This is a genomic window from Streptomyces fuscichromogenes (assembly GCF_014645815.1).
GTDB classification, from domain to species: domain Bacteria; phylum Actinomycetota; class Actinomycetes; order Streptomycetales; family Streptomycetaceae; genus Streptomyces; species Streptomyces fuscichromogenes.
On the sequence record NZ_BMML01000030.1, the window covers coordinates 59,960 to 71,885 of the forward strand.

Genomic DNA, 11,926 nt, shown 5'->3' on the forward strand with positions numbered 1-11,926 from the left:
CCGATGACCACCCACCTCGCGAACGAGCGCGGCGGCCGCCCAAGCGGCCGCTCCGCCCGCAACCCGGCAGGACGCGCCGGCTACGTCTTCGTCTCCGGCTACGTCCTGCTCCTGCTCGCTTTCGGCGTCCTGCCCACCGGCTACGCGGTGTGGCTGGCGCTGTCCAACTCCCGCAACCAGCTCGTCGGGATCGGCAACTTCACCCGCACGTTCGCCGACTACCGCTTCGCACCGGCCTTCCTGCACATCGGCCTGTACCTGCTGGTCTGGCTGGCCAGTCTGATGTTCCTGGTGGTGCTGCTCTCCCTGATGCTGCACGGCCGTATGCGCAGAGCCTCCTCCACGCTGCGGTTCCTGTTCTATCTGCCGGGTGCCCTCGCCGGGGTGGCGAGCGTGCTGCTCTGGCTGATCCTGCTCGACCCGGCGGCCAGCCCCGTCGGCTGGCTGCTGAAGGACTTCGGCTGGAACACGCTCGCCCAGGTGAACGCGCCCGGCCACCTGCCGGTGCTCTTCACGGTGATCGCCTTCTGGACCGGGGCCGGGGGCTGGATCGTGGTCATGTACGGCGCGCTCAACAACATCCCGGACGAGGTCCTGGAGGCCGCCCGCATCGACGGAGCCAGCACCCTCCAGATCGCTCTGCGCATCCAGATCCCCATGGTCACCAAGTGGATCGCGTACATGCTGATCCTGGCCTTCGCCGCCGGTACCCAGCTCTTCGTCGAACCTCAGCTCGTCTCCGTGGCCAGCTGGGGCATGATCCCCGACAGCTGGTCGCCCAACCAGCTGTCCTACCAGTACGCCTTCCAGGCGGGCGACTTCAACGGCGCGGCGGCGCTCTCCGTCGACCTCCTCATCCTGGGCCTCGCCTGTGCGGCGCTCGTCGTCTTCCGTACCGGCCTGTTCGACAGGGACGAATGATGACCACAGCTCCCCCGACCACCGTCCGCCGCACCCAGCCGCCCCACACCGCCGGCGCCCGTACCAGCCCGAGGAAACCCATGCGCCGGATCCACCGCCCCAGCTCGCTGGCCGCCCGGCTGGCCTGGCTGATCGTGATGGGCCTGTTCCTGCTCTTCTTCTGCGTGCCGGTGGTCTGGCTCCTCCTGGCCCCGACCAAGACCGACAGCCAGATCGTGCGGGACAACCCGTTCTCCTTCGGGTCCCTCGGTTCGATCACCGACGCCTGGCACCACCTCTACGCCTTTCAGGACGGCGCCATCCTCACCTGGCTGCAGAACTCTGCGGTCTACACGTTCGGTGCGCTGGTCGTCACCCTCGTGACGTCGATCCCCGCCGGGTACGCGCTGGCCCTCACCCAGTTCATCGGGCGACGGACGCTGCTCACGATCACCATGCTCGTGATGCTCATGCCGACGGCCGCGATGGTGCTGCCCCTCTACCTGGAGATCAACGCCGTACACCTGGACGGCACGATCTGGTCGGTGATCCTGCCCTTCTCCTTCTTCCCGTTCGGGGTGTACCTCACCTACATCTACTTCTCCTCCAACGTCCCCGCCGACCTGCTGGCCGCCGCGCGGATCGACGGCTGCTCGGAGTGGCAGGTCTTCCGTCTCGTCGCGATGCCGCTGGCCAAGCCGGTGATCGCCCTCGTCGGCTTCTTCAACTTCGTCGGCAACTGGAACAACTTCTTCCTGCCGTTCGTGATGCTGCCCGACAGCTCCAAGTACCCGGCCCAGGTAGGGCTGAACAACCTGCTCGCCGCCTCGCCGCTGTTCAACACCTCCAGCGGCACGGGCAACCAGATCCTGCGGCCCGAACTGGCCCTGGCCACCCTCATCACCATCGTGCCGGTCCTGATCGTCTTCCTCTTCTCCCAACGAGCCCTGGTGTCCGGCATGCTCGCCGGCGCGACCAAGGAGTGACGGCATGGCAGCGCCCCTCCGCATCGGCTCCGTCGTCCGGCTGCGCCCGGACAGGACCGAGGAATATCTCGCACTGCACCGTGCCGTCCCGGCCCCCGTGCTCGCGGCACTGCGCCGAGCACACATCACGAACTACTCGATCTTCCTCCGGGACGACACCCTGTTCGCGTACTACGAGTACACGGGTGAGGACTACGCCTCGGACATGGCCGCCATCGCCGCGGACCCGGACACCCAGCGGTGGTGGACCCTCACCGACCCCTGCCAGCTGCCCCTGGCCGGCGCTGCGGAAGGCGAACGCTGGGCCGAGGCGGAAGAGGTCTTCCATCTTGACTGACCGGCACGGCAGCGACCCGGGCCATCGCGTGGCCCAACCCGACGACCGGCCCGAGCCGGTTGGTGCAATCCCTGAAAGAGAAAACTTCCCCATGAAGCTGATGAGGTACGGAGACGCCGGACACGAGGTCCCGGCCGTCCTGACAGCCGACGTCGACGGCAGGGAGCGGGTGCTCGACCTGTCTCCGGTGACCCGCGACATCGACCGGGGCTTCTGGGAGGCCGGTGGGCTGCGTCTGGTACGCGACGCCCTTGACCGGGGCCTCCGGGAACTGCCGGTCTCCGGTGTGCGCGTCGGGGCGCCGGTGGCCCGCCCGGGAAAGGTGGTGTGCATCGGGCTGAACTACCGCGACCACGCCGAGGAGACGGGTGCCGCCATCCCCGCACGGCCGGTGGTGTTCATGAAGGATCCCGGTACGGTGGTCGGTCCCTACGACACGGTGCCGATTCCGCGCGGTTCGACGAAGACCGACTGGGAGGTCGAACTCGCCGTCGTCATCGGCCGGCGCACCCGCTACCTGGCCTCGCCGGACACGGCGCTGGAGTACGTGGCCGGCTACGCGATCAGCAACGACGTGTCCGAGCGGGAGTTCCAGCTGGAGTACTCGTCGCAGTGGGACCTGGGCAAGTCCTGCGAGGGCTTCAACCCCCTGGGACCGGTCCTGGTCCCGGCGGACGACGTGCCGGACCCGCAGTCCCTGGGCCTGCGCCTGCGCGTGGACGGGGTACAGCGACAGCACGGCCACACCAAGCAGATGATCTTCGACGTGGCCCACGTGATCTGGTATCTGAGCCAGTACATGGTCCTGGAGCCCGGCGACGTGATCAACACCGGGACACCCGCGGGCGTCGCACTGGGGCTGCCCGATGCCCCGTATCTGCGACCGGGCCAGGTCGTCGAGCTGGAGATCGACGGCCTGGGCAGCCAGCGTCAGACCTTCACCGCGGCAAGGGAGGCGACGGCATGAGCGAGCTGAAGGGCCTGCGGGCCGTCGTCACCGGCGGTGCTTCGGGTATCGGCGCCGCCACCGCTCGTCTCCTCGCCGACCGCGGAGCCGAGGTCTGCGTCCTGGACCTCGACCCCCGGGGAATCACCGAACCGATGCACGGCTGCCGGGCCGACGTCGGCGACGACGACTCCGTCCGCGGTGCGATCCAGGCGGCCGTCACCACCATGGGCGGCCTGGACATCCTGGTCAACAACGCCGGCAGGGGAGCCGTCGGCACCGTGGAGGACAACCCCGACGCGCTGTGGCACGCGGTCCTGGACGTCAACGTCCTGGGCATCGTCCGTACCACCCGGGCCGCCCTGCCACACCTGCGCGCCTCCCGCCACGCCGCCGTCGTCAACGTGTGCTCCATCGCCGCCACGGCAGGACTGCCCCAGCGCGCCCTGTACTCCGCGAGCAAGGGGGCTGTGCTCTCCCTCACTCTGGCCATGGCCGCCGACCACATCCGCGAAGGCATCCGCGTCAACTGCGTCAACCCCGGCACCGTGGACACCCCTTGGGTCTCCCGTCTGCTCGACGCCGCAGCCGAACCCGCAGCCGAGCGCGCCGCCCTCAACGCCCGTCAACCGCACGGCAGGCTCGTCTCCCCCGAGGAGGTCGCGGCAGCCATCGTCTATCTCGCCAGCCCGCTCGCGGGCTCCACCACCGGCACGGCCCTGGCCGTCGACGGCGGGATGGCGGGCCTGCGGCTGCGCCCCGTCGCAAGCTGACCCCACCCCCGCACCAGACTGCCCAGCCCCGACCAGGGCGAGCACCGTCCGAGCCTGCGAGGCCGAAGACTCGCCCCCCGTCGGCCCGGTCGGGCCCCACCCAAGAGAGGCACCCCCCACTCATGCGCACGACGACGCTAGGACGCAGCACCGTGAGCGTCACAGAGCTGGCCTTCGGGGCGGCGGCGATCGGCAACCTGTTCACCGCGGTCGGCGACAAGGAGGCCTCGGCGGCGGTCGAAGCGGCCTGGGACAACGGCATTCGCACCTTCGACACCGCACCGCACTACGGTCTCGGCCTCTCGGAACGCCGTCTCGGCGAGGTCCTGCGCGCCAAACCCCGCGAGGAGTTCACCCTCTCCACCAAGGTCGGACGGCTGTTGCGTCCCGCCTCACCAGCGGGCGACGACAGTGCCAACGGATTCGCCGTCCCCGCCACGCACCGCCGCGTCTGGGACTTCAGCGCCCGCGGCGTGCGCGCCAGTCTGGAGGAGAGCCTCACCCGCCTCGGCCTGGACCGCGTGGACATCGTCTACCTCCACGACCCCGACGACCACGAGGACGAGGCGTTCGGCAGCGCGTATCCGGAGCTGGAGCGGATGCGCGCCGAGGGCATCGTGGGAGCGATCGGCGCCGGCATGAACCAGACCGGGATGCTGGAGCGCTTCATTCGCGACACCGACGTGGACGTCGTGCTCCTGGCCGGCCGCTACAGCCTGCTCGACCAGACAGGCCTGAGCACGGTGCTCCCCCAGGCAACCGACCGAGGCGTCTCCGTCATCGTCGGCGGCGTCTTCAACTCCGGGCTCCTCGCCGACCCGCGCCCGGCGGCGACCTTCGACTACCGACCTGCCGACCCGGCCGTCCTCGATCGTGCCCTCGCCCTCAAAGCGGTCTGCGAGCAGCACGGCACCCCGCTGCGAGCGGCTGCCCTGCGGTTTCCGCTCGGCCATCCCGCCGTCGCCGGCGTCCTGGTCGGCGCCCGCACCGCGGAAGAGGCCGAGGACGCGGCCCGCATGATCCAGCGCCCCGTCCCCGCCGAGCTCTGGAACACCCTGCGCCTGAGCGGGCTCCTCCCCTGGGACGCCCCGCTGCCCACGGACACGGGAGCCGCGACATGACACAGATCGTCGACGCCCACCACCACCTCTGGGACCTGGCCGTCCGTGACCAGGACTGGACCAGGGAGGAGGCCCTGCGGCCGCTCCGCCGCTCGTTCCTGCTCTCCGACTTCCAGCCGCAGGCCCGTGCCGCAGGTGTGACCAGGACCGTGGTGGTGCAGACCGTCACCGTCGCCGAGGAGACCCCCGAACTCCTGACCCTGTGCGCGGGCAGCGACCTCGTCGCGGGCGTCGTCGGCTGGACGGACCTGACCGCTGCCGACGTCGCAGACCGACTCCATGCGCTCAAAGAGGGTCACGGAGGCACACATCTCGTCGGTATCCGGCACCAGGTCCAGTCCGAGCCCGACCCCGACTGGCTCCTGCGCCCCGCCGTGCAGCACGGGCTGCGGACGGTCCAGGATGCGGGCCTGGTGTACGACCTGGTCATCACCCCGTGGCAACTGCCCGCCGCGATCCGGGCCGCCGCCGCGCTTCCGGGCCTCGTCTTCGTCCTCGACCACCTGGCCAAACCCCCCGTCGCCACCGGCCAGGTCGACCCGTGGGCCCGGCACCTGCGGGAACTGGCCCGGTTGCCCAATGTCGTCGCCAAGCTCTCGGGACTGGTCACGGAGGCCGACTGGAGCAGCTGGACACCCCACGACCTGCAACCGTTCATGGACATCGCCCTGGAGGCCTTCGGCGTCGACCGGCTGATGTTCGGCTCCGACTGGCCGGTCTGCACGCTCGCCGCCGACTACGACGTCGTCCTCTCCAGTGCCCGGACCCTCGCCGGCGGCCTCTCCGCCGATGAGCGCACCGCTCTCTTCGCCGCGACGGCCACACGCGTCTACCGAATCTGAACCAGCCCGTCACGGACGAGACGACTCGACACGATCTTCAACACGTCAGCTCCGGCCTTGAGAGAGCGCAGTGCCGAGTGGGAGACAGGCAGACGAGATCAGGAAGTCGAGCGACTTCGTCCGCGGCTTCACCCGCCCTGGTCCCTCGTCCCGTCCGGCCGAACCGTCGGCCCGAAGAAACCTGATGAGCCCAAGTCGGCGCATCGCCGGGGAGATCTCCGCCCGACTCGTCCTTGCCGTTCCCGGCGTGCCGGTGGCCCAGCTCTCGCGCAGCTGGGCCACCGGCGTAAGGCTGCGTCCGCCCTCCTGCTGGACGCGGGCCCGGCACCGCTGCGGTCTGGTGTCGCTCGCGTCGGAGACCTCGCGGATCAGGTTGCGAGCCGGCCCGGGGCGGCCGCGATTTCGCACTCTCCCCTGGCAGGCACCCCGCCGGACTCCCGCGTGCAGGCCGATGCCGCCCGCTCCCATAAGGGCCACCCGTTCCCCGGCGGACAGCCAGTCACGCAGCACGACCGGACAGCTCACCACGCTCGGACGATCCCTGCCCGGGGCGTCCCGGGCACGGGGCGTGAGACCGATCGCCATCACCGTCTCGCCGCAGGAACCCTCCTCGACGGTCTGCGCGGTGACCGGGGCGCCCGGTTCGGCCTCCGCCCCCTTGCCGTCGAGCTGGCCGTCGCGGTAGTCGCGCACCGTCTCGTGGGCGTGGCCGCGGGGGCGACCTCAGCTGTCGAGCACCCGTCTGATGTGGTCGTCCGCGGCCGACTCGAACGACCGGATCTTGGTGAGCAGATCTCTGAGCTGCTGCTGCTCCTCGGGGGAGAGTTTGAAGATCGGCGACCGTTCGAAGAGCTGGGCGAGTATCTCGTGGTAGAGCGCGTCGCCTCGCTCGGTGAGCCGCAGGACGCGCCGGCGGCCGTCAGTGGGGTGGGGCAGGCGCTGCACCAGGCCCATCGTGACCAGTCGGTCAGCGAGCAGGGAGACGTTCGACGGGTCGTAGTTCAGCTTGGCCGCCAGTTCGCGCATGGACATGTCCGTGCTCGGCTGGAGGACCCACAGCATCGTGATCATGGGTTCGGTGAGCTCGGTCCCCCGGAGCGTGAGTTCCGTCTGCCGCCGGACCAGGTCCGAGGCGGAGACCACCAACCGCAACAGGCTCACTCGTTCGGCCTCTTGGTCGACTTCTGATCGCATCGTGGGGTCCTCCCGTCCGCACCCAAACACCTTCTTGACTTCATTGAATCACTCATGCTTATGTTGGACAACTTCATTGAGGAACTCATTGATTGGAGCCAGTGATGGCCAGGCATGCCGAGACGGCGCCGACCGGCGCCACCGGGGGGAAGTCCGCGTCGTCCGCGGCGAGCACGCAGTCCATATCCGACCGGCGTCGCTGGTGGGTCCTGGCGGTGATGTCACTGGCGCAGCTGGTCATCGCACTGGACGTCACGGTGGTGAACGTCGCACTGCCCGAGGCCCAGCGGGCGCTGGGCTTCTCCGACTCCTCGCGCCAGTGGGCCATCACCGCCTACGCGTTGACGTTCGGCAGCCTCCTGCTGATCGGCGGACGCATCGCCGACACGCTCGGGCGGCGCCGGACCCTGCTGGTCGGCCTCGCCGTGTTCGGGATCGGGTCCGCGCTCGGCGGGGCGGCCGGCAACTTCGGCGTACTCGCAGCGGCCCGCGCAGTGCAGGGCGTCGGCGGCGCACTGCTGGCACCGGCGGCCCTGGGCACCGTCCAGGCGACCTTCACCCGCGCGGCCGAGCGCGCACGCGCCTTCAGCGTCTTCGGGACGGTCGCAGGGCTGGGAGCCGCCGTGGGCCTGCTCGTCGGCGGCCTGCTGACCGAACACCTGAACTGGCGCTGGACGATGTACGTCAACCTCGTACTGTCGGTGGTCGCGGTCGTGGGCACGCTGCTGACCGTCAGGCCCGACCGGCCGGCGGCACGGGCACGGATCGACGTGCTGGGCACGCTGATGGTCACCAGCGGCCTGTTCGCGCTCGTGTTCGGTTTCAGTCGTGCCGAGGTCGTCGGTTGGTCGGGCACCGCCACCTGGTCGAGCCTCTCCGCGAGCGCGGTCCTGCTGGCCGGGTTCCTCGCCTGGCAGGCACGGGCGGGTGCACCGCTGATGCCGCTGCGGATCTTCGCCGACCGCAACCGTGCCGCCTCGCTGCTCGCGCTGCTGCTGGTGAACACGGGAGTGTTCTCAGCGTTCCTGTTCCTCACCTACTACTTGCAGGTCACGCTCCACTACACCCCCGTCCGGACCGGGCTGGCCTTCCTGCCGCTGATCGGCGGCACTCTCGCCGGCTCCGTCCTCGCGCTGAGCGTGCTCCCGCGCTTCGTCGGCCCCCGTGTCAGCATCCCGGCGGGCATGCTGCTGGCCGCCGGGAACCTGCTGTGGCTCACCCGGCTGGATGCCGACAGCAGCTATGCGCAGAGCATCCTGCCTGCGCTGGTACTGCTCGGCGTCGGCGTGGGCATGATCTTCCCGACAGCCACCAACCTGGGAACCAGCGGCGTGCAGGAGAGCGACCACGGCGTCGCCGGAGCGCTGGTGAACACCACGCAGCAGGTCGGCGGCTCGATCGGCATCGCGCTGCTGAGCACGCTCAGCGCGTCCGCCGCCGGCAACTACATCGCCTCGCACGGCACCGGCGCCGCGGCACTCCAGAACGCGGCCCTGCACGGCTACTCGGTGGCCTACGCCGTCGCGGCCGGCATCTTCGCCGGCGGCGCGCTGCTCAGCGCGCTTCTCTTCCGCAACGGAATCCCCGAGGAGATCCGCAGCGGCGAGGCCCCGGTCGTCCTCTGACCGCCCGAGCACCACAGAACTCCCCCGGCACCAGTACTTCCTGTACCTGACAAGGAGAACCAGCCATGCACGCCACGAACGCTCTTCAGACCCTCAAGCCCGACGCCTGGGCCGCCACCTCGCTGGAGAAGCGGCTGAAGCTGCTCGACCAGATCCAGCGCAACATGGCCCAGTACGCCGAGCAGCTCGCCGAGGCCGACGGCACGATGAAGGACGGCCTGGTCGAACAGCACGTTTTCTCCGTAGGCCTGAACCTGAACTCCACCGTCGGCCTGATCGGCGGAACCATCGCCGCCACCGTCGACCTGTACCAGTCGATCCTGCGCGGCAAGCCCTTGACCGCCAAGCAGATCACCGAGATCGGCGACGGGACCTACGACATCGAGGTCTACCCCCAGACCCGCAAGGACGGGATGACCGCCGGCCGGCAGCGCGGGCACCTGCGGGTCAAGGGCGAACCCCGCCAGGTGGACCCCCGCGAGGGAGCTCCCGGAGTCATCGCCGTGCTGGGAGCCGGGAACTACAGCGCGTCCACCGAGACGGTCAAGGCGCTGTTCTGGGACAACAAGGCGGTGATCCACAAGCCCCACCCGCTCAACGCCGCCAGTGACGCCGTCTGGCAGAAGGTCTTCGCCCCCCTGGTCGAGATCGGGGCACTGGCCTACTGCGACGCCGACCAGAGTGTCGAGTTGACGCAGTTGCCCGGGCTCACCGCGATCTACTTCACCGGCAGCGCCGCCACCGCCCAGGCGATCACGGCGGCCACCGACACCCCCGTCGTCGCCGAGTGCGGCGGCAACAACCCGTGCATCGTCGTGCCGGGCGACCGGCCCTGGACCGACAAGGAGATCGTCCACCAGGCCCAGCAGTACGTGTCCCTCGCGAAGATCAACGGAGGGGCCGTGTGCGGGCGCGCCCAGACCCTGGTCACCTCCAAGCACTGGCCCCAGCGCCAGCAGTTCCTCGACGCCATACGCAAGGCGTTCGTCGAGGAGACCCCCGCCATCAGCAGCTACTACCCCGGCAGCGGCGCCGCCAAGGAGCGGTTCGCCGCCCAGTACCCGGACGCCGAGGTACTCGTTCCCGAGCACGGCAGACAGGCGGCGAGCGACGGACTGTTCATCGTCGGCGCCGAACCGGACGGCTTCGCCGCGGCGAACGAGGCCTTCTGCCAGGTCATCGCCGAAATCACGCTCGACGCGCCCGCGGACGCCGAGAAGTTCCTCGCCCAGGCGGTCACGTACTGCAACAACCGGCTGCTCGGCTCGCTCGCGTGCATGATCGTCATCGACGAGGACACCAAGAAGGCCCACCAGGCGGCGCTCGACACCGCGATCGACGACCTGCGGTACGGAGCCATCGCCGTCAACACCATCCCCGCACTGCTCTTCACCAACCCCTACCTGATCTGGGGCGGCGCCGACCGCGACGGCGAAGTCGTCTCGGGCCACGGCAACTTCGGCAACCTCCTCGGCTACGCGAACGTACAGAAGGCGGTCCTCTACGACCAGTTCGTGTCGATGACCCACTTCCTCTACACCAAGAAGGCCCCCTTCGACCGGCTCATGGCCGCGAACGCCCGCTACACGACCCGCCCGACCTGGCTCAACCTGACCCGCATGGTCGGGTCCGCCACCCGCGCAAACATGGCCCGCAAGGACTTCTGACCGCAGCCCGACCCCCTCACACCAAGCCACTGCCGCTCGCGGCGCAGCCAGTGACCGTTCCTCCCTGCGCTCGAAACATCCCGGCAGCACCTCGACCATCCACGTCAAGCCCGACAGACCCATGGAGAACACTCATGTCCAAGACATGGCTCATCACCGGAGCCGGCCGCGGATTCGGCCGCGAGTTCGCTCTCACCGCCCTCGACCGCGGTGACCGCGTCGCCGCCACGGCACGCGACACCGCCGCGTTGGACGACCTCGTCAAGCAGTTCGGCGACGCGATCGTGCCGCTCCAGCTCGACGTGACCGACCGCGAACAGGCGTTCAGCGTGGTCCAGGAGGCCCACAGCCGTCTCGGCCGCATCGACGTCGTCGTCAACAACGCCGGATACGGCCTGTTCGGCGCCGTCGAGGAGATCAGCGTCGCGCAGCTGCGTGACCAGCTCGAAGTCAACCTCTTCGGCGTACTGAACGTCACCCAGGCGGTCCTGCCGATCCTGCGCGAACAGGGATCCGGACACATCGTCCAGATCTCCACCTTCGGCGGTGTCGCGGCCTTCCCCCTGCTCGGCGGCTACCACGCGTCCAAATGGGCGCTGGAGGGCCTGACCGAATCCCTGGCCCAGGAAGTCGCCGGCCAGGGCATCGACGTGACACTCGTCGAGCCCGGCGGATTCGCCACCGACTGGGCGGGCAACAGCGCCGTCTGGGCCGAAACACAGTCCGCGTACGACCCGCTGCGCGCCGCCATGGCAGAACAGCGCGACAGCCTCCCCGCCGGCATGATCGGAGACCCGAAGGCCGCCGGACCCGCCCTGCTCAAGATCGTCGACGCCGAACAGCCGCCGCTGCGCGTCTTCTTCGGAACCTTCCCCACCCAGCTCGTGCCCGACCTCTACAAGTCCCGCCTCGAAACCTGGGAGACGTGGAAGCACGTTGCGCTTGAGGCCAACGGCGACGGCGCGACGATCACCTCCGCACAGGTGTCCGGCCACTGACAGGCCCACTGATTCGCGCCGCGGCGTCCGGCGCCGAACACCGAGTCTGCCCCGCCCTCCTGGAGAGGTCGGGGCAGCCATGGGTACTGCGCGTGAGCGTCAGCCCCGCCGCACCTGGATCCGCCCCATCCCGGTCAAGCCGCCGCCCTGTCCCGTCCGGACGATGGCCACCGGTCCGGTGGTCCAGGAGTTCCACCGACAGCGACAAGGCCACCGGCGGCCGGCCACCAGCACCGACCGCCACTCCAGCGGCGGCGCCGCGAAGACGATCAAAAGCCAAGGAGACGGCGATCCCCCGCAAGAACGCCGTCCAGACCGCCCACTTGGCGCGACGGCCGACACCGTTCTCCTGCTTCGGCAGACCCGGCGTGGCCAACAGCAGCAGCCCGTCCGCCGACAACGGCCACAACGACGCACTCACCCGGTCGGCCCCACCCTGCAGAACGAACGACCGCTGATGGACGTGTGACGTACAAGCCGCAACTCCTGCCACAACCAGCGCACACAGGGGCCGCACCCACGCCTCCACGTCGAAGG

General features: G+C 69.6%; 13 protein-coding genes. 10 read left to right on the top strand and 3 right to left on the bottom strand.

All coding sequences use genetic code 11. From position 1 onward, the window contains the following. The first annotated feature begins 3 nt into the window (after positions 1-3). From IEZ11_RS42335 to IEZ11_RS42365, 7 genes are all read left to right on the top strand, one after another. On the top strand, positions 4-921 hold the full coding sequence (locus IEZ11_RS42335; protein WP_189268396.1) for a carbohydrate ABC transporter permease: 918 nt from the start codon (positions 4-6) through the stop codon (positions 919-921). An 80-nt stretch (positions 922-1,001) separates the two neighbouring features. Continuing rightward, positions 1,002-1,886 carry a carbohydrate ABC transporter permease gene (locus IEZ11_RS42340; RefSeq protein WP_189268441.1) on the top strand — a complete coding sequence of 295 codons (885 nt, stop codon included), beginning with the start codon at positions 1,002-1,004 and terminating at the stop codon, positions 1,884-1,886. Positions 1,887-1,890: 4 nt separating this feature from the next. Then, positions 1,891-2,223: an L-rhamnose mutarotase gene (locus tag IEZ11_RS42345; protein ID WP_189268397.1), complete on the top strand. Its 333-nt coding sequence runs from the start codon at positions 1,891-1,893 to the stop codon at positions 2,221-2,223. A 91-nt stretch (positions 2,224-2,314) separates the two neighbouring features. Next, positions 2,315-3,190 (top strand): fumarylacetoacetate hydrolase family protein, encoded by an 876-nt coding sequence (locus IEZ11_RS42350; RefSeq protein ID WP_189268398.1) that lies wholly within the window; start codon positions 2,315-2,317, stop codon positions 3,188-3,190. Further along, entirely contained in the window at positions 3,187-3,942 is a 756-nt protein-coding gene (locus IEZ11_RS42355; protein ID WP_189268399.1) for an SDR family NAD(P)-dependent oxidoreductase, read from the top strand. Before IEZ11_RS42350 ends, IEZ11_RS42355 begins: the two co-directional genes overlap by 4 nt. Before the next feature lie 122 nt (positions 3,943-4,064). Next, positions 4,065-5,063, top strand: a complete 999-nt coding sequence (locus IEZ11_RS42360; RefSeq protein ID WP_189268400.1) for an aldo/keto reductase — start codon at positions 4,065-4,067, stop codon at positions 5,061-5,063. Continuing rightward, positions 5,060-5,905, top strand: a complete 846-nt coding sequence (locus tag IEZ11_RS42365; protein ID WP_189268401.1) for an amidohydrolase family protein — start codon at positions 5,060-5,062, stop codon at positions 5,903-5,905. The genes IEZ11_RS42360 and IEZ11_RS42365 overlap by 4 nt, the downstream gene beginning before the upstream one ends. A 45-nt stretch (positions 5,906-5,950) precedes the next feature. Here IEZ11_RS42365 and IEZ11_RS42370 read toward each other — a convergent pair whose 3' ends face one another. Both IEZ11_RS42370 and IEZ11_RS42375 read right to left on the bottom strand, forming a co-directional pair. Further along, positions 5,951-6,598, bottom strand: coding sequence for a hypothetical protein (locus IEZ11_RS42370; protein WP_189268402.1), 648 nt, complete (start codon positions 6,596-6,598; stop codon positions 5,951-5,953). Positions 6,599-6,628: 30 nt separating this feature from the next. Next, the gene (locus IEZ11_RS42375) at positions 6,629-7,099 is read right to left on the bottom strand and encodes a MarR family winged helix-turn-helix transcriptional regulator (protein WP_189268403.1); all 471 of its coding nucleotides are present in this window, start codon (positions 7,097-7,099) and stop codon (positions 6,629-6,631) included. Positions 7,100-7,203: 104 nt separating this feature from the next. Between IEZ11_RS42375 and IEZ11_RS42380 the strand changes: the two genes are divergently transcribed. The 3 genes from IEZ11_RS42380 (at position 7,204) to IEZ11_RS42390 (ending at position 11,389) form a co-directional block, all read left to right on the top strand. Further along, complete coding sequence (locus IEZ11_RS42380; RefSeq protein ID WP_189268404.1) at positions 7,204-8,724, top strand: MFS transporter; 1,521 nt, start codon at positions 7,204-7,206, stop codon at positions 8,722-8,724. A gap of 65 nt (positions 8,725-8,789) precedes the next feature. Further along, positions 8,790-10,391 (top strand): aldehyde dehydrogenase family protein, encoded by a 1,602-nt coding sequence (locus IEZ11_RS42385; protein WP_189268405.1) that lies wholly within the window; start codon positions 8,790-8,792, stop codon positions 10,389-10,391. Between the two features lie 134 nt (positions 10,392-10,525). Next, the gene (locus IEZ11_RS42390) at positions 10,526-11,389 is read left to right on the top strand and encodes an SDR family NAD(P)-dependent oxidoreductase (RefSeq protein WP_189268406.1); all 864 of its coding nucleotides are present in this window, start codon (positions 10,526-10,528) and stop codon (positions 11,387-11,389) included. On the opposite strand, the gene IEZ11_RS42395 is transcribed toward IEZ11_RS42390, so the two are convergent. After that, entirely contained in the window at positions 11,361-11,918 is a 558-nt protein-coding gene (locus tag IEZ11_RS42395; RefSeq protein WP_189268407.1) for a DUF2637 domain-containing protein, read from the bottom strand. The genes IEZ11_RS42390 and IEZ11_RS42395 overlap by 29 nt on opposite strands. Positions 11,919-11,926 lie beyond the last annotated feature (8 nt).